The organism is Stenotrophomonas sp. STEN046, assembly GCF_056759755.1.
Genome location: NZ_JBRRDR010000017.1, coordinates 34314 through 59853 on the forward strand (window position 1 = coordinate 34314; position 25540 = coordinate 59853).

The 25540-nt window shown below is 66.4% G+C and carries 20 protein-coding genes and 1 riboswitch; of the genes, 9 read left to right on the top strand and 11 right to left on the bottom strand.

Annotated features, from left to right (window positions below; translation table 11 throughout):
• Positions 1-159 precede the first annotated feature (159 nt).
• Together ftsZ and lpxC are read left to right on the top strand one after the other, a co-directional pair.
• Positions 160-1395, top strand: a complete 1236-nt coding sequence (ftsZ, locus tag ACVOLJ_RS10210) for a cell division protein FtsZ (RefSeq protein WP_025876577.1) — start codon at positions 160-162, stop codon at positions 1393-1395.
• Positions 1396-1588: 193 nt separating this feature from the next.
• Positions 1589-2500, top strand: a complete 912-nt coding sequence (lpxC, locus tag ACVOLJ_RS10215) for a UDP-3-O-acyl-N-acetylglucosamine deacetylase (protein ID WP_475279228.1) — start codon at positions 1589-1591, stop codon at positions 2498-2500.
• 281 nt (positions 2501-2781) lie between these two features.
• Here the strand turns inward: lpxC and ACVOLJ_RS10220 are convergent, their stop codons facing one another.
• On the bottom strand, positions 2782-3231 hold the full coding sequence (locus tag ACVOLJ_RS10220; protein WP_475279227.1) for a DciA family protein: 450 nt from the start codon (positions 3229-3231) through the stop codon (positions 2782-2784).
• A 12-nt stretch (positions 3232-3243) separates the two neighbouring features.
• Between ACVOLJ_RS10220 and ACVOLJ_RS10225 the strand changes: the two genes are divergently transcribed.
• The 3 genes from ACVOLJ_RS10225 to ACVOLJ_RS10235 all read left to right on the top strand — a co-directional run bounded on the left by ACVOLJ_RS10225 (position 3244) and on the right by ACVOLJ_RS10235 (position 8229).
• Positions 3244-4197, top strand: a complete 954-nt coding sequence (locus ACVOLJ_RS10225) for a M23 family metallopeptidase (RefSeq protein ID WP_108267187.1) — start codon at positions 3244-3246, stop codon at positions 4195-4197.
• A 255-nt stretch (positions 4198-4452) separates the two neighbouring features.
• Positions 4453-7185, top strand: coding sequence for a preprotein translocase subunit SecA (gene secA, locus ACVOLJ_RS10230; RefSeq protein WP_481564074.1), 2733 nt, complete (start codon positions 4453-4455; stop codon positions 7183-7185).
• 87 nt (positions 7186-7272) lie between these two features.
• A complete protein-coding gene (locus tag ACVOLJ_RS10235) occupies positions 7273-8229 on the top strand; it encodes a Nudix family hydrolase (protein WP_481564075.1) in 957 nt (318 codons plus the stop codon).
• 87 nt (positions 8230-8316) lie between these two features.
• Here the strand turns inward: ACVOLJ_RS10235 and ACVOLJ_RS10240 are convergent, their stop codons facing one another.
• From ACVOLJ_RS10240 to ACVOLJ_RS10250, 3 genes are all read right to left on the bottom strand, one after another.
• Entirely contained in the window at positions 8317-8895 is a 579-nt protein-coding gene (locus tag ACVOLJ_RS10240; RefSeq protein ID WP_481564076.1) for a DUF4124 domain-containing protein, read from the bottom strand.
• 40 nt (positions 8896-8935) lie between these two features.
• Entirely contained in the window at positions 8936-9763 is an 828-nt protein-coding gene (gene metF, locus ACVOLJ_RS10245; protein WP_475279223.1) for a methylenetetrahydrofolate reductase [NAD(P)H], read from the bottom strand.
• A 93-nt stretch (positions 9764-9856) separates the two neighbouring features.
• Entirely contained in the window at positions 9857-11380 is a 1524-nt protein-coding gene (locus ACVOLJ_RS10250; protein WP_481564077.1) for an amidohydrolase family protein, read from the bottom strand.
• Between the two features lie 136 nt (positions 11381-11516).
• Between ACVOLJ_RS10250 and ACVOLJ_RS10255 the strand changes: the two genes are divergently transcribed.
• Positions 11517-12074, top strand: coding sequence for a DUF3228 family protein (locus tag ACVOLJ_RS10255; protein WP_481564078.1), 558 nt, complete (start codon positions 11517-11519; stop codon positions 12072-12074).
• 70 nt (positions 12075-12144) lie between these two features.
• A complete protein-coding gene (locus ACVOLJ_RS10260; RefSeq protein ID WP_481564079.1) occupies positions 12145-12777 on the top strand; it encodes an energy transducer TonB in 633 nt (210 codons plus the stop codon).
• Here ACVOLJ_RS10260 and ACVOLJ_RS10265 read toward each other — a convergent pair.
• The 5 genes from ACVOLJ_RS10265 to ahcY form a co-directional block, all read right to left on the bottom strand.
• A complete protein-coding gene (locus ACVOLJ_RS10265) occupies positions 12774-13277 on the bottom strand; it encodes a hypothetical protein (RefSeq protein WP_481564080.1) in 504 nt (167 codons plus the stop codon). The two genes, ACVOLJ_RS10260 and ACVOLJ_RS10265, sit on opposite strands and share 4 nt — an antisense overlap.
• Complete coding sequence (gene ybaK, locus ACVOLJ_RS10270) at positions 13277-13750, bottom strand: Cys-tRNA(Pro) deacylase (RefSeq protein WP_481564081.1); 474 nt, start codon at positions 13748-13750, stop codon at positions 13277-13279. The genes ACVOLJ_RS10265 and ybaK overlap by 1 nt, the downstream gene beginning before the upstream one ends.
• Before the next feature lie 114 nt (positions 13751-13864).
• On the bottom strand, positions 13865-15232 hold the full coding sequence (locus ACVOLJ_RS10275; RefSeq protein ID WP_475279217.1) for a peptidoglycan-binding protein: 1368 nt from the start codon (positions 15230-15232) through the stop codon (positions 13865-13867).
• A gap of 50 nt (positions 15233-15282) precedes the next feature.
• The gene (locus tag ACVOLJ_RS10280) at positions 15283-16050 is read right to left on the bottom strand and encodes a lysozyme inhibitor LprI family protein (RefSeq protein WP_481564082.1); all 768 of its coding nucleotides are present in this window, start codon (positions 16048-16050) and stop codon (positions 15283-15285) included.
• Between the two features lie 313 nt (positions 16051-16363).
• A complete protein-coding gene (gene ahcY / locus ACVOLJ_RS10285; RefSeq protein ID WP_475279215.1) occupies positions 16364-17809 on the bottom strand; it encodes an adenosylhomocysteinase in 1446 nt (481 codons plus the stop codon).
• Positions 17810-17845: 36 nt separating this feature from the next.
• Positions 17846-17928: riboswitch (S-adenosyl-L-homocysteine riboswitch) on the bottom strand.
• 123 nt (positions 17929-18051) lie between these two features.
• Here ahcY and ACVOLJ_RS10290 point away from each other — a divergent pair.
• Complete coding sequence (locus tag ACVOLJ_RS10290) at positions 18052-20568, top strand: S9 family peptidase (RefSeq protein ID WP_481564083.1); 2517 nt, start codon at positions 18052-18054, stop codon at positions 20566-20568.
• A 164-nt stretch (positions 20569-20732) separates the two neighbouring features.
• Positions 20733-23444: a phosphoenolpyruvate carboxylase gene (gene ppc / locus ACVOLJ_RS10295; protein ID WP_481564093.1), complete on the top strand. Its 2712-nt coding sequence runs from the start codon at positions 20733-20735 to the stop codon at positions 23442-23444.
• 67 nt (positions 23445-23511) lie between these two features.
• Here the strand turns inward: ppc and ACVOLJ_RS10300 are convergent, their stop codons facing one another.
• Positions 23512-24018 carry an acyl-CoA thioesterase gene (locus ACVOLJ_RS10300; RefSeq protein WP_475279213.1) on the bottom strand — a complete coding sequence of 169 codons (507 nt, stop codon included), beginning with the start codon at positions 24016-24018 and terminating at the stop codon, positions 23512-23514.
• A 139-nt stretch (positions 24019-24157) separates the two neighbouring features.
• Positions 24158-25369, bottom strand: a complete 1212-nt coding sequence (metK, locus tag ACVOLJ_RS10305) for a methionine adenosyltransferase (RefSeq protein ID WP_475279212.1) — start codon at positions 25367-25369, stop codon at positions 24158-24160.
• Positions 25370-25540 lie beyond the last annotated feature (171 nt).

Genomic DNA, 25540 nt, shown 5'->3' on the forward strand with positions numbered 1-25540 from the left:
TGGGACCTGCAACACCCGGGCTTGCCCGGCTGCAACACCGGCACTACAGCGCATCACCAGCAACATATAACCCACACAGCCGCAACGACGGCATGCAGCACGAAGGCAGGACGCCCGAATGCCCATGCAATCCAAAGCGGATACAACGAGGACACGGACATGGCGCATTTTGAACTGATCGAAAAGATGGCACCCAATGCGGTGATCAAGGTGGTTGGCGTGGGCGGCGGCGGCGGCAATGCCGTGGCGCACATGGTCAACTCGGCAGTGGATGGCGTGGAATTCATCACCGCCAACACCGATTCGCAGGCCATCAAGAATTGTGGTGCCAAGTTGCAGCTGCAGCTGGGTACCAACGTGACCAAGGGCCTGGGCGCAGGCGCGAACCCGGAAGTGGGCCGCCAGGCTGCCCTGGAAGATCGTGAGCGCATCATGGACGCGCTGCAGGGCGCGGACATGGTGTTCATCACCGCCGGCATGGGCGGTGGCACCGGTACCGGCGCTGCGCCGGTGGTGGCACAGCTGGCCAAGGAAATGGGCATCCTGACCGTGGCCGTGGTCACCAAGCCGTTCCCGTTCGAAGGCCGTCGCCGCATGCAGGTCGCGCTGAAGGGCATCGAAGAACTGAGCCAGCACTGCGATTCGCTGATCACCATTCCCAACGAGAAGCTGATCACCGTGCTGGGTCGCAACGCGACCATGATCCAGGCCTTCCGTGCCGCCAACGACGTGCTGCAGGGCGCCGTGCAGGGCATCGCCGACCTGATCGTGCGTCCGGGCCTGATCAACGTCGACTTCGCCGACGTGCGCACGGTCATGTCCGAAATGGGCCTGGCGATGATGGGTACCGGCACCGCACGTGGCGATGACCGCGCGCAGGCCGCTGCCGAATCGGCGATCCAGAACCCGCTGCTGGACGATGTGAACCTGGCCGGTGCCAACGGCATCCTGGTCAACATCACCGCTGGTGCGGACTTCACCATGGCCGAGTTCGACGAGATCGGCCGCACCATCGATGGCTTCGCTTCGGAAGATGCGACCGTGGTGGTGGGCACCGTGCTCGACCCGGACATGCAGGACGAAGTGCGCGTGACCGTGGTTGCCACCGGCCTGAACCGTGTCTCGGCCAGCAAGACCCAGCGTCCGGGCGAGCGCGCCCCGATCAAGCTGGTCCGCAACGCCACCACCGGCCAGCCGGAGTTCGGCGAGTTCGACAACGGCGGCGACGCCGTGTCCAAGGCCGTCGGCGGCATGGGCCTGGGCCTGCGTCGTGCCAGCAGTGACAGCGTGGCAGCGTCCACCCCGTCGGCGCCGGCCTCGTCGGCCCCGGCGGCGGCAGAACTGCCCAACGATTACCTGGACATCCCGGCGTTCCTGCGCCGCCAGGCGGACTGATCGACGCTGCCCGGGGCTTGTCCCCCCCGGGTTGCGCCACCATGTCCTGAAAACGCGGGCGCCGGGCCAGGATGGGCCCGGCTGCCCTGCTTCACGCGCGTCCTGCCGGCGCGCCGGTGTGTCCTGCCGGCGTTTCAGCCGGGGTAGGGGACCCTGCGTGTTAATCTAATGTGTCACTTCCGGTCGTCCCCCCATGATCCAGCAACGCACCCTCAAGAACACGATCCGCGCCACCGGCGTAGGCCTGCACAGCGGTGACAAGGTCTACATGACCCTGCGCCCGGCGCCGGTCAACCATGGCATCGTGTTCCGGCGCGTGGATCTGGACCCGGTGGTGGAAGTGCCGGCCAAGGCCGAACTGGTCACCGAAGTGACCCTGTGCACCGGCCTGACCTGCAACGACGCCAAGATCCAGACCGTCGAACACCTGATGTCGGCGCTGGCCGGCCTGGGTGTGGACAACATCATCGTCGAACTGTCCTCGGCCGAACTGCCGATCATGGACGGTTCGTCCGGCCCGTTCGTGTTCCTGCTGCAGTCGGCGGGCATCGTGGAACAGGATGCGCCCAAGCGCTTCATCCGCGTGCTGAAGACCGTGGAAGTGACCGAGGGTGACAAGGTCGCCCGCTTCACCCCGTACGAGGGTTACAAGCTGGGCTTCACCATCCAGTTCGACCACCCGATGATTCCGGCCAAGCAGTCGCGCCAGGAAATCGAGTTCTCCACGCTGGCCTACACCAAGGAAATCTCCCGCGCGCGCACCTTCGGTTTCATGCGCGATCTGGAATACATGCGCGAGCGCAACCTTGGCCTGGGCGGTTCGATGGACAACGCCATCGTGCTGGACGAGTTCCGTGTGCTGAACGAAGACGGCCTGCGCTACGCCGACGAATTCGTGCGCCACAAGATCCTCGATGCGATCGGCGACCTCTACCTGGCCGGCGGCCAGGTGCTGGGCGCCTATGAGGGCTTCAAATCCGGCCACGCGCTCAACAACAAACTGGTGCGGGCGCTGATGGCCGATGCCACCGCCTGGGAATGGGTCACCTACGACTCGCCGGCCGTGCCGGATCCGGTGGTCTACGGCGTTCCTGCCTACGCCTGATTGCTGCAACACCCTGAATTCAAAAACAAAATCGCCGCCTTCCAGGGCGGCGATGCTGTTTCCGGCACCACTGTCGCTACTGGCGCATGAGGTGACGCGACTGTCTGTTCGAGGTCACGCTTTTGTGAACCTGATGGATCAGAAGCCTGAATTTAACGTTTTTTTAACAAAACTCTAACGACTGCCCCACCTTACCCAGCTAGGATGCGACCCGGCCCCCGAAATGTTTCACGCAGCGGTGACACGCGCGACGGGGAGTGGAGCAGGACGCTCCGCTGCTTTCAGGTTTCCCTCTTCGGCTTCGAAGGAAGGTCCTGCAAAGCTGCCAAGGCGTCGCGTAGCCCTTTGTGCGTGGCGGCTGAAACTGCGTGGGGTCCATTCCGGTTGTCGAGCGCTGGGGAGCGCGTGGGAGTGGGAGACGCAGTCTTGACGGTCACCTTGGTGGCCTTCAGCCCGATGGACCGGGCCGCGTCGAGCAACTGGGCTTCGGCAAGCCGCAACTTGGCATGCCAGACCGGGGACTCGACGAGAAAAACGAGGTGTTCCCCGTCCACATTGGCCAGCCGGCAACGGTTGCGCAACGCGGGCGGTAACTGGGGGCGCAACTGACGGTCCAGCGCATCGAGCCACAAGGCACGACGCAGCGGGTTCCCGCTTTTGTCCGCCATCACTACATCCAGGGCCGGTTTCGGTCGGGATGCGGGACGAACGCTGGATTTCGGCTCAGACATGAAAACTCACTGATGGCATTCAAAAAGATCGTAATCAAAACGCGTGAAGGACAGGCCAAATCGGCGCTCACGCGTTTGCGGTTCTACTTCGAGGACCGCCCCCGGGCCCTGCTGGGCAGCGTGCTCGGAGCAGGTTGCATTATCGGCCTTGCCGGCGGCATTGGCGCCAGCGCGCTCAATGACTCGCGCCTGCAGGCCAAGGTCGACCGCCAGGAGGCCGAGCTGGCCAAGGTCCAGCGCGATGCGCAGACCCAGGTCAATGCGTTGGCCGCCCGCCTCGGCGAGCTGCAGGCACAGGCCACCCGCCTGAACGCACTGGGCGAACGGCTGACCCAGATGGGCAAGCTGGAAGACGGCGAATTCGACTTCAACGAGACCCCTGGCCTCGGTGACGGCGATGCCGGCGGCCCGACCGCGGACATCCCGGTCAAGGACGTTAACGCCGACTTACAGGTGCTGGAGCAGCGCTTCGCTGCTTCAGGCCGCCAGTTGTCGGTGATGGAATCGCTGATGTTCGACCACCAGCTGCAGCAGAACGCCGTGCCCTCACGCATGCCGATCCGCAACAGCTACGTGACCTCCGGCTTTGGTACCCGTGCCGACCCGTTCGGTCGCGGTGCCGCCACCCACAAGGGCATGGACTTCCACGCCCGTGTTGGCGATCCGGTGATGTCGGTGGCCGACGGCGTGGTCAGCTTCTCCGGGGTCAAGGGCGGCTACGGCAACGTTGTCGACGTCGACCACGGTAACGGCTATGTCACCCGCTACGCGCACAATTCGCGCCTGGTGGTGAAGGTCGGCGACCTGGTGCGTGCCGGCCAGGAAGTGGCCAAGGCCGGTTCCACCGGCCGTTCGACCGGTGCCCACGTGCACTTCGAGGTGTGGGAAAACGGCAACGTGGTCAATCCGCGCAAGTTCCTCGGTGACGGCGGCAATACCCCGGTCGGGCGCATCACCCGCGGCTGAGCCCCTTCGCCGGGCATGGCCCGGCGCTGCCTGGATGCAGCCGCCGCCGGACGGTAGCGCGGGGCCATGCCCCGCGAGCGCGCAGCGCGGCCCATCCGGGGTGCGCGATGGGCCAGTAAAGGGTTGAAACCCCTCGCGGCCATCCCAAGCTACAATGGGTGTTGCCATCGACAGGGCGCCAGGCGCCCTGTTTCGTTTACGGCGGACGGATCCTCCCGGAGCCGTGCGGCATTCCCATCCAACCCGGTTCCTTCAATGATCAACAGCCTGCTTACCCGCGTATTTGGCAGTCGTAATGAACGACAGCTGCGCCAGCTCAACCGCATCGTCGCCAAGATCAATGCGCTGGAGCCGGAGATCGAGAAGCTTTCCGACGAGCAGCTGCAGGCCAAGACGCCGGAGTTCAAGCAGCGCATCGCCGCGGGTGAAGGCCTGGACAAGGTGCTGCCGGAAGCGTTCGCGGTCTGCCGCGAAGCCGGTCGCCGCGTGCTGGGCATGCGCCACTACGACGTGCAGCTGATCGGCGGCATGGTCCTCCACCTGGGCAAGATCGCAGAAATGCGCACCGGTGAAGGCAAGACCCTGGTGGCGACCCTGCCGGTGTACCTCAACGCGCTGGAAGGCAAGGGCGTGCATGTGGTCACCGTCAATGACTACCTGGCGCGCCGCGATGCCGCGCAGATGGGCAAGCTGTACAACTGGCTGGGCCTGAGCGTGGGCGTGGTCTACCCGGGCATGCCGCACAGCGACAAGCGCGAAGCCTACGGCTCGGACATCACCTACGGCACCAACAACGAATTCGGTTTCGATTACCTGCGCGACAACATGGCGCTGTCCAAGGCCGATCGTTACCAGCGCGGCCTGCACTACGCCATCGTCGACGAAGTCGACTCGATCCTGATCGACGAAGCGCGCACCCCGCTGATCATCTCCGGCCCGGCCGATGATTCCCCGGAGCTGTACATCCGCGTCAACCGCATCGTGCCCAACCTGGTCAAGCAGGAAGTGGAAGACGGTGAGGGCGACTTCTGGGTGGATGAGAAGGGCAAGCAGGTGCACCTGTCCGAAGCGGGCATGGAGCACGCCGAGCAGCTGCTGGTCGACGCCGGCATCCTCGATGCCGAGACCGAAGGCCTGTACGCCGCGCAGAACCTGACCGTGGTCCACCACCTCAACGCCGCACTGCGCGCGCACGCCATCTACCAGCGTGACGTGGATTACATCGTGCGCGACGGCGAAGTGGTCATCGTCGATGAATTCACCGGCCGCACCCTGTCCGGCCGTCGCTGGTCCGATGGCCTGCACCAGGCGGTGGAAGCGAAGGAAGGCGTGCCGGTCCAGCGCGAAAACCAGACGCTGGCCAGCATCACCTTCCAGAACCTGTTCCGCATGTACAAGAAGCTGTCCGGCATGACCGGTACGGCCGATACCGAAGCCTTCGAGTTCCAGAGCATCTATGGCCTGGAAGTGGTGGTGATCCCGACCAACCGTCCGACCATCCGCAAGGACAGCCCGGACCAGGTGTTCCTCAACCGCAAGGGCAAGTTCAACGCGGTGCTGGCCGACATTGAAGAGTGCGCCAAGCGCGGCCAGCCGGTGCTGGTGGGTACCACCTCGATCGAAACCTCGGAAATGCTGTCTGAGCACCTGCGCAAGGCCGGCGTGAAGCACGAAGTGCTGAACGCCAAGCAGCATGACCGCGAAGCAACCATCGTCGCCAATGCCGGTCGCCCGGCCGCTGTGACCATCGCCACCAACATGGCCGGTCGTGGTACCGACATCGTGCTGGGCGGTTCGCTGGAAGCGGAAATCCACGAGCTGGGCGAAGGCGCGACCGACGAGCAGAAGGCAGCGATCAAGACCGAATGGCAGAAGCGCCATGACGCGGTCAAGGCTGCTGGCGGCCTGCACATCGTCGGCACCGAGCGCCACGAATCGCGTCGCATCGACAACCAGCTGCGCGGCCGTTCGGGTCGCCAGGGTGACCCGGGTTCGTCCCGCTTCTACCTGTCGCTGGAAGACAACCTGATGCGCATCTTCGCCTCCGACTGGGTGCAGAAGGCCATGCGCATGATGGGCATGAAGGAAGACGACGTCATCGAGGACCGCCTGGTCAGCCGCCAGATCGAGAAGGCGCAGCGCAAGGTCGAGGCCCACAACTTCGACATCCGCAAGAACCTGCTGGACTTCGACGATGTCAACAACGACCAGCGCAAGGTGATCTACGCCCAGCGCGACGAACTGCTGGATGCCGAGTCGGTGAAGGACAACGTCGACGGCATCCGCGACGACGTGATCTTCGACATCGTCGCCCGCTTCGTGCCGCCCAATTCGGTGGACGAACAGTGGGACCTGCGCGGCCTGGAAGCTACCCTGCAGTCCGACTTCGGCCTGGACATGTCGCTGACCGACCTGGTCAAGTCGCACGAAGAACTGGATGCCGAGGGCATCGCTGCCAAGGTGCAGGAACGCATCAACCAGCACTTCGCCGAGAAGGAAGCGGGCGTGGGCGAAGAGACCATGCGCGCGCTGGAAAAGCACGTGATGCTGACCGTGCTCGACCAGAGCTGGAAGGAGCACCTGGCACGCATGGATTACCTGCGCCAGGGCATCTACCTGCGGGGTTACGCGCAGAAGCAGCCGAAGCAGGAATACAAGAAGGAAGCCTTCGAGCTGTTCTCGGACATGCTGGAGAACGTCAAGCGCGAAGTAGTGACCCTGCTGGCCCGCGTGCGCATCCGCAGCGACGAGGAAGTGCAGGCACTGGAAGCGGCCGAACGGCAGCAGGTGGAAGCGCGCCTGAGCCAGTCGCAGTTCCAGCATCAGGACGTTGGCAGCTACAGCGCCGACGAGGAAGCCGCGCAGGTGCAGGCCGCCCAGCAGGGCATCGCACAGGTGCAGCGTGACGAGCCGAAGATCGGCCGCAACGATCCGTGCCCCTGCGGCAGTGGCAAGAAGTACAAGCACTGCCACGGCCAGCTGAGCTGACCCCCGGAAGGCCCCGCGAAAGCGGGGCTTTCCTGTTATGGGCCGGACCGATTGCGCCCATCCCCCTGTTTTGGGCATGCTCCCCCCATGCCCACCCCGAAACGATCGATCCACGTCGTGGCCGCCGTCATCACTGACGCCCGCGGCCGCGTGCTGCTCAACCGCCGTACCGAAGACCGTGACATGGGCGGCCTGTGGGAGTTTCCCGGTGGCAAGCGTGAGCCCGGCGAAACCTCCGAGCAGGCGCTGGTGCGTGAGCTGCATGAAGAGCTCGGCATCGAAGCCGATGTCGGCGAGTGGATCATGGACGTGCCGCAGCGCTACCCGGACAAGCACCTGACCCTGGAAGTGCGGCATGTACGCAGCTGGAAGGGTACCCCGCGCGGGCGCGAGGGCCAGGCCATCACCTGGGTGGCGCCGGACAAGCTGGGCCGCTATTCGATGCCGCCGGCGGACCTGCCGGTGGTGGCTGCGTTGCGGCAGCCGGGCTGCTACCTGATCACACCGGCGCCGGCCGACGAAGATCCCGACCAGCAGCGATGGCACGCACAGCTGCAGCAGGCGGTCGCCTCGGGACAGCAGCGTATCCAGCTGCGCCTGCCAGGCGACCATCCCCAGCGCCAGGCGATGATCGAACAGGCACTGCGAACGCATCGCCGCAGTGGCGTGGAGTGGCTGCTGAACCGTGATGTTGAACTGGCGCGCTCGTTGGGCGTGGGCGTGCACCTGGGCAGCGAGCAGCTGCTGCTGTTGCAGGAGCGGCCGTTGCCGGCCGGACAACCGGTGGCTGCCTCGTGCCACGACCTGCAGCAGTTGCAGCGCGCCGAGCATCTTGGCTGCGACTTCGCGGTACTGGGGCCGGTGCAGGCCACCGCCAGTCATCCCGGTGCCGCGCCACTGGGGTGGGAGGCCTTCGCAGCGCTGCGCGCGCAGGTGTCGTTGCCGATCTATGCACTGGGCGGCATGACGCCTGCCGATGTCGCGCAGGCGCGCCGTCATGGCGGCCAGGGTATTGCCGCGATCCGCGGATTGTGGCCGGCTTAGCGCCGCTTCGTTCGGCAAGTGCAGTAGACCCACGCCCTGCGTGGATGAATCAGTAGATCCACGCCATGCGTGGATGCAAGCCCGCGATCACAGCGTGATCCAGAAACACCCGTACTGCCGGCGCAGCCCCAGCACCGTGGAGGCGCGCGCCACGCTGCCCGGCAGTGTCTGCTCCAGGCGCAGCCCCACCGGATGGCGAGCTGCCTGCGGCTCGGGTTCGGCTTCGATGCCGGGCACGACAGTGGCGTTGCCAGCGGCAGAGGCCTGCTGCGGATACACCGGCAGCACATCCACCAGCGGTCGTCGCACCACTGATTCCAGCTGGCCCAGAATGCGCTGCGCGCCCGCATCGGACACCGCGCCCCACAGGTACAGCGAAGAAAGCCGGTTCACATCACCGATGGCGACCGCCGTGTGCAACGCCTGCACCAGTTCGCTCAAGCGACGCGGGCAGCTGCTGCCGAGGCTGTCGCGTTGCAGGGTATTGCCTGCAGCGGCCGGCGGCGGCCGCCGCGACTGCGCACCCAGGCTGTCGCAGGGGCGGTCGGTGTAGACACTCTGGCCCTGCGGATCGGTGCAGCGGTTCAAGCGCGTGGACTGCGCCTGCGCGGTGGCGCAGACGCCGGCAAGCAGCAGGACCAGCAACAGGGGCAGGACGACCTTCATCGACGCAGCGTAGCGCCGATTGCGATAACGCGGCGTACTTTCAGCCGCGCAGCAGCTTCAGCACCGACACCGTCGGCTTGGCCAGGTTCAATGTATAGAAGTGCAGGCCCGGTGCACCGCCTTCGATCAGGCGCTGGCACAGCCTGGCCACGACCTCGGCACCGAAGGCGCGGACCGATTCGGCGTCGTCGCCGTAGGCCTGCATCTTGCGGCCGATCCAGCGCGGGATTTCCGCGCCGCACTGCTCGGAGAAGCGGCGCAGCTGGCTGAAGTTGGAGATCGGCATGATGCCCGGGGTGATCGGCACCTGCACGCCCAGCCGCTGCACTTCATCGACGAAGTGGAAGTAGGCGTCGGGATTGAAGAAGTACTGGGTGATGGCGGCATCGGCACCGGCGTCGATCTTGGCCTTGAAGTGCTTCAGGTCGAGCAGGGCATCCTGCGCCTGCGGATGCGTCTCGGGGTAGGCGCCGACTTCGATGCGGAAGGCGTCGCCGTGCTCGGCGCGGATGAAGGCGATCAGTTCGGAGGCATAGCGCATGTCGCCGGGAAAGCCCATGCCCGAGGGCAGGTCGCCACGCAGTGCGACCAGGCGACGGCAGCCGATGGCGCGGTACAGCTTCAGCAGCTCGCGGATCTCCTGGCGGGTGCCGCCGACGCAGGACAGGTGCGGCGCTGCCTCGAAGCCGTGGTGCTGGTTGAGATGGCGCACGGTCTCGGAGGTGTAGCTGAGGGTCGAGCCACCGGCACCGAACGTACAGGACACGTATTCAGGCGCGTAGGCCTTCAGCTTCGCCGCGGCACGGTCGAGCTGGCTGCGCTGTTCGTCGGTCTTGGGCGGATAGAACTCGAAGCTGATGGCGGTCATGGCGTGGGCAATGGCGGCGGGTGCGGTTTAGTATATCTCTTCATCAAGATGGATGTGCAAAATACGGGTGTGGGTCGTCCCCGGCTACCGGCACTACAGTTCGCTGCTGACCGGGCTGGTGATGAAGCCCCACAGCAGGCGCGCCATCACCGCCGGTGACCGTGCCTGCGCGCGGGCGTAAGCGAGCAGTGCATCCAGCTGCGGGCGGTCGTAGAGGTGACCTGCCAGCAGCACCGCATGCACACGCCGGGTGTTGGCGGTGTCCTGCAACGGGTTGCCATCGAGCAGGACCAGGTCGGCCGCCTTGCCGACCTCGACGCTGCCATGCGTTGCCTGCAGGTCCAGATGACGTGCGGCCTGCAGCGTCGCTGCGCGCAGCACGTCGGCCTGGCTCAAGCCTGCCTGCCGCAACCACTGCAGTTCATCGTGATAGCGGAAGCCGCCCAGCCCGGTATCGGTGCCGACCAGCACGATGACGCCTGCACGATGCGCAGCGCCGGTCAGCGCCAGGCCATGATCGAAGTAGGCCTTCAGCGCGTGCTCGCCGCGCAGGCCGGGGTAGCGCGCGGTGGTGGCCTGCAGATCATCGCGCCAGGCCCAGCGCGAAAGTGGATCCAGATAAGCCAGGCGCGGATCATCGATGAATGCCGGATCGCGCGCGCGTGCATCTTCCTCGCGGGTGACATGCGTAGGCACGAACGCGGCGCCGCTGGCCTGGATCAGGGCAAATGCCTCATCGCAGGTGGATGGCTGGTAACCGCCGACCATGCGTTCGGCCAGTGCCGTCGGGTCGACGTCGTCCAGCATGCCGTCGCGCCATGCGGCGGCGTGGTCGAAGCAATGGCGTACGAACAGGTGGGCGTGCTCGAAGCTGTGCTGGCCCGCATGCAGTGCCTGCTCCAGCGCGATTGCCTTGGGCAGGTGGCCGACCAGCGGGCGATGCAGCTGCCGTGCTTCAACGGCAAGGTGCTGGTAGGTATCCGCACGCAGCCGGTTGTAGACCTTCAACGCGTCGACGCCGCGCGCGGTGTACGTGCGTGCTTGCTGGACGGCGGTCTCCGGCGCAAGTGATGGATCTTCGAAGTAGAAGCTTGCGATCTGCACGAAGCGCGGCGCAACCTGCTGCCCGGCGATGGCCTGCGTGGTCCAGCGGCGCTTGTCGGCCACGCAGGCGATCAGCGGATCGGCAGCCTGCGGGCAGTCCATCATGTCGCGGGTGCCGGTGATGCCGTTGGCCAGCATCAACGGGAACTGCAGTTGTGGCGACAGCTGCAGCGCGTGGGTGTGCATGTCCCAGAAGCCGGGCAGCAGCCAGCGGCCGCCGGCATCGAGTATGGGCAACGCGGTGTCATATGCGCCTTCGCCGACGGCGGCGATCAGGCCGTTGCGCAGCGTTACCGTTGTGGGCTCACTGGCCTGGCCATTGGCTACATCCACCACCCGCACATTGATGATCACGCGGCTGTTGCCGGCGTCGGGCAGTGGCGGTGCAGGCAGTGGCCAGAGCAGGGCAGCGATGAACAGCAGTGGCGGTGCCAGCACGATGACAGCCAGCACCTTCAGCCATCGGCGTCGGCCGCGACGCGGTGGCGGGGGCAACGCACGTGCTGCATCCATGAGCCGGCGATCCTTGCGATGGGTCGATGGCAGGGTGCCGCAGGTTCGGCGGCGACGCCAGTGACCCGCGCCATCCCGCCCGGCCTGGCGTCGGGGCGGTTACCCTGTGCAGCGGATTCCCTGACCACGCCGCGCCATGTCCATCGTCCTTACCGATTTCGCCCGCCCCCGCCTGTTCCCGCGCGTGCCGCGCGGCAACACCATCCAGGACTGCACGGCCGAGCAGTTCCAGGCGCATCTCAACGCGCATGCGCCGTTGAAAGTGCTCGACGGCTACGCGCCGTTCTGCAAGCTGTTCGTGTACGAGAACTGGACCAGCACGCGCTGCCTGACGGTGCCGATCACCGACGACAACCGCCACCAGCTTCGCAGCGGCTACGAAGCACGCAACCGCGAGGAGCTGCCGGTGCTGGTGCGCTGGTTCGAAGGCGTGGAGTCGCCACGCGCGAATTACCTGGTGGTGATCCTGTACAGCGCCGAGCAGCTGGCGAAGGAAGGTTCGCCGATCGAGGCCGACTGGGGCATCGTCGGTTGCATCTACACCGCCGAGCCGGAAGAAGTGCCGATGGCGCCGATCACGATGATGCGCAATGCGCTGGGCGTGGAAGAGGGCGGCTCGGGCGTGCCGCTGGATCGTGAGGCCTACCAGCGCGCGGTGGCGTTCTGGGAGAGCAACGCCAACTGGCGGCCGTGATCGGGGCGCTGTGAAAACGACTGCGCAGCAACACGCTACGATGTCGGCAGACCGGTACAGGAGGTGCAGGATGACGAAGGGAAGCATGAATCCGCGGGCCGCCATGCTGGTGGCCGTGCTCGCCGCTGGCGGTTGCTCGACGGGATACGACGCCGACGCGTCGTGTGGACGTCTGTCCGAGCCGGCGGCGGTCCGTGATGCCAGTGTCGACCAACTGCAGGCGTCCAATGCCGGAGGGCGCTGCACGTTGCGCGCAACCGGTGGCAATGCAGCTGCGTTGCAGCGACAGCAAGGCATGCTGGAGGCGATCGCCCTCATCGCCTGCGGCACACCGGCACAGATCCGGCCGATCGACGGAGCAGCGGGCTTCGAACTGCAGATGCCTTCCCGCTGCCCGCTCTCCACGCGTACGCCGCTGGTCGTCCACGATGACCCGCGCTGGCGCCTTGATCGCCCCTCCATGCCGGGTTATCCGGCGGCAGCGCGCGCTGACAACCTGCAGGGCAAAGTGAGCATGAGCGTGCTGTTGAATGACCAGGGACGCGCCAAAGCGGTCATCGTGGCGGGATCCAGCGGCCATGCCCTGCTTGACGAGGCAGCGGTGAAGGCCGCGCTGGGATGGCGATGGAAGCGGGAGGGGGCGGCCTTGAGCACGCCGCAGATGAGCATGGTTCCTGCGACGGCGACGTTTGCGAACGACTAGCCGGCCGATGACCCGGTCAGCGCTGTCCACTCCCACCACGGATAGTGGTATTCACGGTCGGTGGCATCCCAGTGCTGGCCGCAGCGGGTGCAGGCCACACGATGCCGGTCGCCCCAGCCGTCTTCGGCCACGCCCAGCTGCAGCAACTGCACATTGCCCTGTTCGATCAGCTGGCGTGGGTTGAAGAACAGATAGTCGGGAAACAGTGCGCACAGGCATCCGCTGCGTTCACGCCAATAGCGCAGGCGGCGCAGGCTGGCAGCAAGGTGTACGTCGTTGCCGATCAGTGCACCGCCGAGCTGCACGCCCTGGCAGGCCTGCTCGATGCGTTCGGCATGGGGTGCCAGTGCGTCCAGCGTGGTGGTGCTGAACAACCGTGCCAGTCGACTGCTGGCCGCGTGGATACGGCTGGCATCGCGCGACATCAGTTCCTGCAGCAGCACGTCGGCCTGCGGATCGTCCAGTCGCGGCGGCGGTGATGCGGACCACGGCCAGCGCATCAACGGGACCTGCCGATCACGGCGTAATGGCCGCCGGTCAGGCACAGCAGATCGTCAGGAGCCAGTTCCACTTCGAGGCCACGCCGCCCCGCGCTGACGTGCAGCGTTGGCAGCGACCGCGCGCTGGCATCAAGGAAACTGCGCAGGCGCTTCTTCTGCCCGAGTGGACTGATGCCGCCGACCAGATAGCCGGTTGCGCGCTGCGCGGCATCGACGGCGGCCATCTCGCACTTCTTGCAACCAGCGGCTTCGGCCAGTGCCTTCAGGTCCAGCTGCCCGGCCACCGGAACGATGGCTACCAGCAGCTCGTGCGTTTCGGTGCTGGCCAGCAGGGTCTTGAATACCTGTGCGGGGTCCAGGCCCAGCTTCTCGACGGCTTCGCCGCCGTAGGATTCGGCATGGGCGTCATGCACGTAGCTGTGCACGGTATGGGCGATCCGTTCGCGCTTGAGCAGGTTGATGGCCGGAGTCATGCGCACATCGTAGCGTGGCCCAGCTGCGCCGCCTTGACCGAGGCTGCTGCGCAGGTGCAGATGCGCAACGGGCGCCCGCAGGCACCCGTTGCGTCTGCGGCGCAGCAGCTGCGATCAGCGCGACAGCGCCTGCTGGGTCTGCTGCTGTTCCTGCACCTGCCGCTGCGACAGGTCGGCATCCAGTGCCTGGCTCTGCCGCGTGCTCGCCTGCAGGTCCTGGCTCACGGCCTGGGGCAGATCGATGTAGGTGCGCTGCGCGGCCGGATCGTTCAGTTGGCCCTGTACCGCGAACACACCCTGGCCATCGGGGCGGGCCACTACCGTATCGACCTGGCGCATGCCAGCGACCTTGGATTCATACGCCACCTGTCCCGCTGCGTTTTCCAGCTGGGCGCGGTCATTGAACAGCGGCGACAGGCCGCCCTGGCGGCGTTGTTCTTCCAGCACTTCCAGCCGTTCCACGACCTGCTGGTAACGGGGGTTGTCGGCGTGGCCCGGGGTGGCCATGGTCGGTTCTGCTGCGACGCGTTCCTGTTCGTTCGCCTGTGCGCGCTGCTGCGCGGCCGCATCCAGTGCGCCAAGCGTATCGCCACCGACCTTGCCGTCGACGCTGAGGTGGTGGTCACGCTGGAACTGCTTGACGGCTTCCAGGGTGCCGGGCCCGAAATCGCCATCGGCCACCAGCGGTCTGCCGTCCTTGCCCTTGTAGCCCAGGTCGGCCAGCTGCTGCTGCATCGCCTGCACGTCCTCACCCTTGGCGCCGTTCACCAGCACGCCGTTGCCAGGGGCACCGGGTGTGGTGGGTGACCCATGCGCGGGGGCATGGGTGGGGGTGATGCCCAGCTGGGTCATGGCCGTGTCGAAGCGTGCATCGCGGCTGGTCACCGCCGCGGGCGACTGGATGCCGTACTTGGTCGCATCGACGAAGGCCTGCACGTCACCGCGCGTCGGCGGATCGCCAGCCTGCACGGTACCGCCCTGCAGCTTTTCGGCATTGCCGGCCAGATAGTTGATGAACTGCGGGCCCATGCTGCCGAACTGGTTGTCATAGTCGGCCATGGCCAGCTGCAGTTCCGGGTTTGCGACGATGGCATCGGCAGCGGCCGGGTTGGTCGCACGCACCTTGGTGATGGCCTCATCGACGCGCTCGATGGCGCTGTCCAGCTTGGCGTTGGTGAGCTGGTCGATGTTGGCCTGCGGAATGGCCTGCAGCTTGGCGTCGAGCGCGGCCAGCTGCTGTGTGCTCAGGCCGCCCTGCTGGGACAGCAGTGCGATGTCACCGTTGCTGAAGCCGTTGTCGCGCAGGAAACGCCTGGCCTGCGGGTTGCCGCCGACGTCGAACTGCACCAGGCCGAACGAGTAGGTGCTGGTGCCTTCCTTGGCGTATGAGAAATGGTCCAGGTGGCGGGTGTTGCCGCCCAGTTCGGTGTTGAGGAACAGCGTGGACAGCTGCTCGCGGGTGAGGGTGGAATCCGTTGCCATGGTCATCGTCCTTCAATGAGGAGAAAGGTGCCGGGCCTGCCCGACGGGTGTCAGCCGGCGCAGTGCTGCTGGGTGAAGCCGAGCAGCTGGCGGGTGGCCTGGGTGCCGTAAGCAGCCGGTGCCGGTTCGATGGCGAACTGGCCGACCATCTGGTTGCTGCACAGCTGCACGTTGCGTTTGCCGCTGGCCGTTTCCTGGGTGCAGTTGGCCGCCAGCAGGGCGTTCGGGCCGCCGCCGCTGTTGATGGTGGCGGTGCAGCCCAGCAGCCGGCCTTCCTGGCCGTTTTCACCGAGCAGCGTGTTGAAGTTCGCCAGCTGGCTGTTGGGGTCGCGCAGCACCAGCAGGTCCACGCACTGCTGCTGGCCATCGGGCACTTCGCAGGCGTCCTGGTCGACCAGGCCGTCGCGCGTGGCCGACAGCACCTTCAGGCGGTCGGCAGATACCTGTTGCAGGCAATGCGCGTCACCGCACAGGTCGCGCGTGTGCTGGATCCAGCGCTGCTGCTCGGCCTGCAGTTTGTCCTTGCCGGCTGCATCGAGGGTCTCGCGTGCGCTGGCTTCGGCCTTGGCCAGCTCGCCTTGCTGCTGCACCAGGGCGGGGTCGTTGCAGATCAGGGTCTGCACCTGCGATGCCCCCTCGGCGCAGGCCGTGCTGCTGCCCGTCGCCGCTGCCGGGGCGCTGGACGCCTTGCCGTCGGCGCTGGCCTGTTCGGTGGTGGCTGCAGGTGCGGTGGCCTGGGCGTCGCCGGACGGCGGGGTACAGGCGGCCAGCAGGGCCACCCAGCACAGGGTCATCAGGGGCTTGATGGCCCGGGTCATACGTTCACTGCTGCGCTGCATGTCTATCCTTTGAAGTCTGCGTCCTGGCGCACGTCCCTGCGCGCTGCAGGGGAATGGGGCGAACCATGGAACGGGAGGCACCGTGGCAGCCGCGGAGCGGGCTTGGCACCGCAACACCCTGCGGCGGGGACCGCCGGGGTCGTAAAGCGTAACAAGCCGGTTCTTAGGGCTCTGTGACAGGGCGCGCGGATCGGGCCGGCGCCTGCCACAACGCAGAACGGGCGCCCGAAGGCGCCCGTTCCGTGTGTTGCATGCATGGGCAGTGCCGGCCGCGGGCCGGCACCTGCAGGCATCAGTAGCGGTAATGGTCCGGCTTGAACGGGCCTTCCACCGGCACGCCGATGTAGTCGGCCTGTTCCTGGCTGAGGGTGGTCAGCTTCACGCCGATCTTTTCCAGGTGCAGGCGGGCCACTTCCTCGTCCAGCTTCTTCGGCAGCAGGTACACCTTGTTCTCGTAGCTGTCCTTGTTGGCCCACAGGTCGATCTGGGCCAGGGTCTGGTTGGCGAACGAGTTGGACATCACGAAGCTCGGGTGGCCGGTGGCGCAGCCCAGGTTGACCAGGCGGCCTTCGGCCAGCAGGAAGATCGCATTGCCGTTGGGGAAGATGTACTTGTCCACCTGCGGCTTGATGTTGACGTGCTGCACGCCCTTGAAGCCCACCAGCGCATCGACCTGGATCTCGTTGTCGAAGTGGCCGATGTTGCAGACGATGGCCTGGTCCTTCATCGCGCTCAGGTGCTCGATGCGGATGATGTCCTTGTTGCCGGTGGTGGTGACGTACAGGTCGGCACGGCCCAGGGTCGATTCGATGGTGTTGACTTCATAGCCTTCCATCGCCGCCTGCAGGGCGCAGATCGGGTCGATCTCGGTGACGATCACGCGCGCGCCGTAGGCACGCAGCGATGCAGCGCAGCCCTTGCCGACGTCGCCGTAGCCGCAGACCACGGCCACCTTGCCGGCCAGCATCACGTCCATCGCGCGCTTGAGGCCATCGGCCAGCGACTCGCGGCAGCCGTACAGGTTGTCGAACTTGCTCTTGGTGACCGAGTCGTTGACGTTGATCGCCGGGATCAGCAGGGTGCCGGCCTGGGCCAGCTGGTACAGGCGGTGCACGCCGGTGGTGGTCTCTTCGGAGACGCCCTTCCAGTCCTTGACCACGCGGCCCCAGTAGCCCGGGCGCTCCTTGGCCACACGCTTGAGCAGGTTCTTGATGACCTGTTCTTCGTGCGAGGCGGCCTTCTCATCGACCCAGGTGCTGCCGTTTTCGAGCTCGTAGCCCTTGTGGATCAGCAGGGTGACATCACCGCCGTCGTCGACCACCAGCTCCGGGCCGGTCAGGGTGCCGTCGGCCAGGGTGAAGGTCAGCGCGTCGAGGGTGCAGTCCCAGTACTCTTCCAGCGACTCGCCCTTCCAGGCGAACACCGGGGTGCCGGTAGCAGCGATGGCCGCAGCGGCATGGTCCTGGGTGGAGAAGATGTTGCACGAGGCCCAGCGCACGTCGGCGCCGATGTCCTTCAGGGTCTCGATCAGCACCGCGGTCTGGATGGTCATGTGCAGCGAACCGGTCACGCGCACGCCCTTCAGCGGCAGGCTGGCGGCGTGCTTGCGACGGATCGACATCAGGCCCGGCATCTCGTGCTCGGCGATGTCCAGTTCCTTGCGGCCCCAGTCGGCCAGGGTGATGTCGCGGATCTTGTAATCACCTTCGGTGGAGAAGGTCTTGGCAACAGCATTCATGCAGTAGCTCCGGTTGTGGGCGAGCGGATGCTCGCATCTAGCCGGGCGCCGTTGTTGCAAAGCCACCTGGCCGAGCCTGGCCGGTCTCAGGGGATCCGGTCGCAGCGCCCCTCGGCAGGGGAGGACGCCCATTATATCGCGCCTCTGCTGTGACACAGCGATGACCCAACCATCGGCAGATGGGCGGATGTGCATGGCCTGTTAAGGTCGAGGGCTTAACGCAGCGAACAGGTGGAACAACGATGAGCATGCACGCACGCCGCAAACGGCGCTTGACCGGCCTGGTCCTGTCGATGGCCCTGCTGGCGGTGGTCCCGCAGGCCTGGGCTGCGGCCCCGCAGGCGGCACAGACCCAAGCGCAGGGCGTGACCGGCTACGAGCTGCCCTCTGCCGCACTGCAGGCGGTGGTCGACGCGCCGCGCGCGCCCTCGCTGTACCTGTCACCGCGCCGCGATGTGGCCGCGCTGATGCAGATGCCGTCGCTGCCGTCGATCCAGGTGGTGGCACAGCCGGAGCTGAAGCTGGCCGGCCTGCGCATCAACCCGCGCACCTTCTCCGACAGCCGCTTCAGCTTCGGCCAGAAGCTGTGGCTGATGAACGTGGCCGATGGCAAGGAGCGGCAGATCAGCGGCCTGCCGGCCACGCTGTCGATCGCCAGCCTGGGCTGGTCGCCTGACCAGAAGTGGCTGGCCTTCAACCAGGTCGATGCCAGCACCGGCGCCAATGAACTGTGGCTGGTGGACGTGGCCGGTGGCAGCGCCCGCCGCCTCGTTGCTGGCCTGAACACGGTGCTCGGCAGCGGTTACCAGTGGTTGCCGGACAGCCGTGGGCTGGTGGTGTTCACCCGTCCGGCCACCCTGGGCGCGGCACCGGCAGCGGACGGCATTCCCACCGGTCCGGCCGTGCAGCAGACCACGCAGGGGGGCGGGGTGGTGTCCATCCGCACCTACCAGGACCTGCTGAAGAACGACGCCGATGCGCGTCAGTTCGATTACTACGCCACCACCCAGCCGATGGAAGTCAGCCTGGACGGCAGCAGCCGCGCTGTGGGCGCCGCGGGCATCTTCATGGGCTTTGCGGTGTCCCCGGACGGGCGCTTCGTGCTCAGCCAGCCGGTACAGCGCCCGTATTCCTACGTGGTGCCGCTGGGCAGCTTCCCGCGCCGTATCGAAGTGCTCGAGCGCAGCACCGGCAAGCTGGTGCACACCGTGGCCGTGCGCCCGCTGGTGGAAGGCCTGCCCACCGGCAACGATGCCGAAGTGACCGGCGTGCGCGACATCAGCTGGCGCGGCGATGCCGATGCCACCCTGGTCTGGGCCGAAGCGCAGGATGGTGGCGACCCCAACAGGGAGGCCAAGGTGCGCGATGCAGTGTTCATGCAGGCTGCGCCGTTCGACAAGCCGCCGCTGACCATCGCCCAGCTGGGCAGTCGCTACGCGGGCATCAGCTGGGGCCGTGGCGACCTGGCCCTGCTCAACGAATCATGGTGGAAGTCCCGCCGCAGCAAGACCTGGCTGATCGCCCCCGACAATGCCGATGCCGAGGCACGGCTGCTGTGGGATCGCGATGCGCAGGACCGCTATGCCGATCCGGGCCGGCCGATGATGCTCAGCGATGATCGCGGCCGCTCGCTGCTGCACACCAGCGCCGATGGTGGCAGCCTGTTCCTGGCCGGTGCCGGTGCATCGCCGGAAGGCGACCGTCCGTTCGTTGATCGCTTCGACGTGGCCAGCGGCAAGGCGACCCGCCTGTTCCATTCGCAGGCGCCGACCTACGCCGCGCCGTTGGCGCTGCTGGATGCGCAGGGCAGCGCGTTGCTGATCAGCCGCGAAAGCCCGGACGAGCCGACCAACATGTATGTGCAGTCGCTGGCCGATGCCAGTGCCGCGCCACGTGCACTGACCCATTTCGCGCATCCGCTGCCGCAGTTGAAGGGCGTGCAGAAGGAACAGATCCGCTACAAGCGCAAGGACGGCGTTGACCTGACCGCGACCCTGCTGCTGCCGCCGGGCTACGATCCCAAGCGCGATGGCCCGCGCCCGCTGCTGATGTGGGCCTACCCGGGTGAGTTCAAGAGTGCCGCAGCGGCCAGCCAGGTGACCGACTCGCCGTACCGCTTCAACGCGGTGAGCTACTGGGGCCCGCAGGCGTTCCTGGCCAAGGGCTATGTGGTGCTGGCCAGCCCGTCGATGCCGATCATCGGCGAGGGCGACAAGGAACCCAACGACACCTACATCGAGCAGCTGGTGTCCAACGCGCAGGCGGCGGTGGATGAAGTGGTGCGCCGTGGCGTGACCGACCGCGAGCACATCGCCATCGGTGGCCACTCCTACGGTGCGTTCATGACCGCCAACCTGCTCGCGCACACGCGCCTGTTCAAGGCCGGCATCGCCCGTAGCGGTGCCTACAACCGCACGCTGACCCCGTTTGGATTCCAGGCCGAAGAGCGCAACTACTGGCAGGCGCAGGACGTGTACCAGAAGATGGCGCCGTTCAATTACGCCGACAAGATCAAGGATCCGATCCTCTTCATCCACGGTGTGGACGACAACAATTCCGGCACCTTCCCGATGCAGAGCGAGCGCATGTTTGCGGCAGTGAAGGGTCTGGGCGGCACCGCGCGGCTGGTGATGCTGCCCAACGAATCGCACGCTTACCGCGCGCGCGAATCGATCATGACGATGCTGGCCGAGAGCGAGCGTTGGCTGGAGCAGACCATCGGCCCGGCCGAGCAGGGCAAGGCGAAGAAGAAGCGCTGACGCGCGCATGATGGCGGCCCCCGCAACGGGGCCGCTGCCCACGGTAGCGCCGGGCCATGCCCGGCGGATGCGTGCAGATGAAACCATTTTTGCATCGCAGCACGTCACCCGTTCTGGTTTAGGCTTGGGGTCTGGATCCGTTGACCGAGGCCTGTGCGTCGCCGATGAACGAGTACCGCAGCAGTATCGAGTTTGCTTCCCCCGATCTTCCGCTTCGCGATGATGTGCGCCGGCTGGGTGCCTTGGTCGGCGATCTGCTGGTCGAGCAGGTATCGGCCGCGTTTCTCGATGATGTCGAGGACGTGCGCACCCGCGCGATCTCCCGCCGCGAGAACCAGGCGCCGTTGTCCGAGCTGGCCGATGGCCTGGCCGGTCGCGCGCCGCAGCAGGCCGAGACCATGGTGCGGGCGTTCAGCACCTACTTCCAGGTGGTCAACATCGCCGAGCGCGTGCATCGCATTCGCCGCCGCCGTGACTACCAGCGCGCCGGTACCGCAGGGGCGCAGCCCGATGGCCTGCAGGATGCGCTGCAGCACCTGAAGGCGCAGGGTGTGGGCCTGGATGAGCTGGCGCAGTGGTTGCCACGCATCGATATCGAACCGGTGTTCACCGCACACCCGACCGAAGCGGTACGTCGCGCGCTGCTGGAAAAAGAGCAGTTGATGGTGGCCAGCCTGGTCGACAATCTCGACGGCCAGCGCACGCCGGGTGAAGCGGCTGCCGATGCCGCGCGCTTCCGCATGGCACTCACTGCGTCGTGGCAGACCACCGATTCCTCGCCGGTGCGGCCCACTGTCGATGACGAACGCGAGCACGTCGGCTTCTACCTGGTGCAGGTGCTGTACCGGGTGATTCCGGTGCTGTACGAATCGCTGCAGCAGGCGCTGCGCGATACCTATGGCCAGGAACTGCCGCTGCCGCGACTGCTGCGCTTCGGCACCTGGGTGGGCGGCGACATGGATGGCAATCCGAATGTGGATGCCACCACCATCCGCAATACGCTGGATGCACAGCGGCAGGCGGTGCTGGGGCGCTACCAGAAAGAGCTGCTGCAGCTGGCCAGCCTGCTCAGCCAGTCCACCGAGCGGGTGGGCGTGAGCGATGCGCTGCAGGCGCGGGTGGCGCACTACCAGCAGTTGCTGCCCAAGGTGCAGTCGCGACCGCGCCATGCCGACATGCCGTACCGGTTGCTCAACGACCGCATGCGTGCGCGCCTGCAGGCCACCCTGGATGATGGCGACGGTGCCTATGCCGGCCCAAATGAACTGATCGACGATCTGCAGCTGATCCTGGACAGCCTGCGCGCGAACTGCGGCGAGCATGCAGGCGGTTTCGCGGTGCAGCGATTGCTGTGGCGGGTGAAGACCTTTGGCTTCCATCTGGCGCGGCTGGATGTCCGCCAGGAATCGAGCGTGCATGCGCGCGCGCTCGCCGCGGTGCTGGGTGGGCAGGCGGCATGGGACGCCCTGGATGTTGCAGGACGGGCGCACCTGCTGGGCCCGCACGCCAGCGGTGATGTGCCGCTGCCGACCGGCGGCGACGAGGGCAACCAGCGGCTGGATGCGGTGTTCGCCGCGCTGGCCGATGCACGCGCACGCCATGGTGGTGACGCACTGGGCAGCTACATCATCTCGATGGCGCATGACCGCAGTGACGTGCTGGCGGTACTGGCACTTGCGCGGCGCGGTGGGCTGGTCGATGACAGTGACACGGTGCCGCTGGACATCGCACCGCTGTTTGAAACCGTGGACGATCTCAAGCGCGGCACCGCAACGCTGCGCGACCTGCTGGCCGACCCGGTGTACCGCGCGCACCTGCGTGCACGCGACGATGTGCAGATGGTGATGCTGGGCTATTCGGACAGCAGCAAGGACGGTGGCATTGCCGCCTCACGCTGGGGCCTGCAACGTGCACAGGTGGAACTGCTGGAGGTGGCGGCCGAGGCGGGCATCCGCCTGACCTTCTTCCATGGCCGTGGCGGCTCGATCAGCCGTGGTGGAGGCAAGACCACGCACGCGGTCGATGCCTCGCCGCGCGGCAGCATCGATGGCCGCCTGCGCGTGACCGAGCAGGGCGAGGTGATCCACCGCAAGTACGGTATCCGTGCGCTGGCCCTGCGCTCGCTGGAGCAGGCCACCGGCGCGGTACTGCGCGCCAGCCTGCGCCCGCGTGCAGCGGAGCCGCGCGAGGATGACTGGCGGCCGGTGATGGATGTGGTCGCCGGCTCCAGCAGCGAGGTCTACCGCGCCTTCGTCGGCCAGGCCGGTTTCATGGACTACTTCCGCACGGCGACTCCGATCGATGTGATCGAGCGGATGACGCTGGGCTCGCGGCCGTCGCGCCGGCTGGGCCAGGACGCGGCGTTGGGCAATCTGCGCGCGATTCCGTGGGTGTTCGCCTGGAGCCAGGCCCGTGCGGTCATTCCCGGCTGGTATGGCGTGGGCAGCGGCCTGCAGGCTGCAGTCGATGCTGGCCACGAACAGACGCTGCGCGAGATGGCGCGTGACTGGCCGTTCTTCCGCACCTTCCTGGACGACATCGCGATGGTGCTGTCCAAGGGCGATATCACCATTGCCGAGCAGTTCTCGAAGCTGTCCGGTGATCTGCACGGGCGCTTCTTCCCGCAGGTGCAGCGCGAACTGGAACTGACCCGGCACTGGCTGCTGGCATTGATGGAACAGCAGACGCTGCTGGACCATGACGCGCGGCTGGCGCTGTCGATCCGCCTGCGCAATCCCTACGTCGATCCGATCAGCGTGCTGCAGGTGGATCTGCTGCAGCGCTGGCGCGAAAGCGGGCGCGAGGATGACGAGCTGCTGCGCGCGCTGGTGGCCTGCGTGAACGGTGTTTCGCAGGGCGTGCAGAACACCGGTTGACCGGCATCCGCCGGGCATGGCCCGGCGCTACCTGCCTCGGTGGGTGCGGGGCTTGCCCCGCACGCCCTCATTCCTCCGGCGACGGCGGGTTCGACGCCAGCAGTTCCAGATGGCGCTGTTCCATTTCCTGCCGCAGCTGGCGGCGGATCAACGCGGCGGCCTGCCGGCGCTTCTCATCGGAGGTGGCCGGTTGCAGCGTCGGCACCGGCGTCGGCCGGCCTTCCTCATCCACCGCCACCATGGTGAAGAAGCAGCTGTTGGCGTGGCGCACGCTGCGCTTGAGGATGTCCTCGGCCACCACCTTGACGCCGATCTCCATCGACGAGGTGCCGGTGTGGTTCACCGACGCCAGGAAGGTGACCAGTTCGCCCACCGCGATCGGCTGGCGGAACATCACCTGGTCCACCGACAGGGTGACCACGTAGCGGCCGGCGTAGCGGCTGGCGCAGGCGTAGGCGACCTGGTCGAGCAGGCGCAGGATGGCGCCGCCGTGGACCTTGCCGGAAAAATTGGCCATCTCCGGCGACATCAGCACGGTCATGGACAGCTGGTGGGTTTTGAGTTCGGTCGACATGGGGCGATTGTATCGACAACCGGGTAGTGCCGGCCGCCGACCGGCAACCGCGCATGCCTTCCCACATGCATGAAAAAGCCGGCCAGCGGCCGGCTCTACCTGAAAAGAGAAGGGCCGCTTGCGCGGCCCTTCGTGTTTCTTACTTCAGCTTCGCATCGGCGCGCAGGGCGGCGGCGCGGTCGGTCTTCTCCCAGGAGAAGGCCGTGGCGTTGACGGTCTCGCCTTCGCCGTTGAGGTAGCTGAACTCCTTCGGCTTGCGGCCGAAGTGGCCGTAGGCCGCGGTCTGCTGGTACATCGGGTGGATCAGGTCCAGCATCTTGATGATGCCGTACGGGCGCAGGTCGAAGTGCTTGCGGATCAGCTTCTCGATCTTGTCGTCGCTGATCTTGCCGGTGCCGAAGGTGGTGACCGAGATCGAGGTCGGCTCAGCCACGCCGATGGCGTAGGAGACCTGCACTTCGCAACGGTCGGCCAGACCGGCGGCAACCACGTTCTTGGCGACGTAACGGGCCGCGTAGGCCGCCGAACGATCGACCTTGGACGGATCCTTGCCGGAGAACGCGCCACCACCGTGACGGGCCCAGCCGCCGTAGGTGTCGACGATGATCTTGCGGCCGGTCAGGCCGCAGTCGCCCACCGGGCCGCCGATCTCGAACTTGCCGGTCGGGTTGATGTGGAACTTGGTGCCCTTGTGCAGCCACTTGGCCGGCAGCACCGGCTTGATGATCTCTTCGCGGACGGCCTCGATGAGGTCCTTCTGCTTGATGCCCGGGGCGTGCTGGGTCGACAGGACCACCGCGTCGATGGCCGAGACCACGCCGTTTTCATAGCGCAGGGTGACCTGGCTCTTGGCGTCCGGGCGCAGCCACGACAGCGGCGAGTTCTTCTTCTTGCGGATCTTGGCCTGCTGCTCGACCAGGCGGTGCGACAGGTGGATCGCGGCCGGCATGTAGCTGTCGGTCTCGTTGGTGGCGTAGCCGAACATCAGGCCCTGGTCGCCAGCGCCCATCTCTTCGGGCTTCTTGCGGTCCACGCCCTGGGCGATGTGCGGCGACTGCTTGCCGATCAGGTTCAGCACGCCACAGGTGGCGCCGTCGAAGCCGACGTCGGAGCTGTCATAGCCGATGTCCACGATGACCTTGCGGGTCAGCGCTTCCAGGTCGATCCAGGCGCTGGTGGTGATCTCGCCGGCAACGATGGCAACGCCGGTCTTGACCATGGTCTCGCAGGCCACACGGGCGCGCTGGTCCTGGGTCAGGATCGCGTCCAGCACCGCATCGGAGATCTGGTCGGCAACCTTGTCCGGATGGCCTTCAGAGACCGACTCGGAGGTGAAGAGGTAGCTGGACATCAGGCTTAATATCCTTTGATTCGGATGGAAAGATGGGCGCGAATGATACACGGGGTGCGCCGCCTGTGCATTGTGAACCTGTACGGGTTGCCGGTGGTTAAGGTGTTGTGCCCGTCAGCACAAGGCCTGGTGGGCTTCGGGGTGCCATCGTGCAGGGGCAGTGTTCCACTG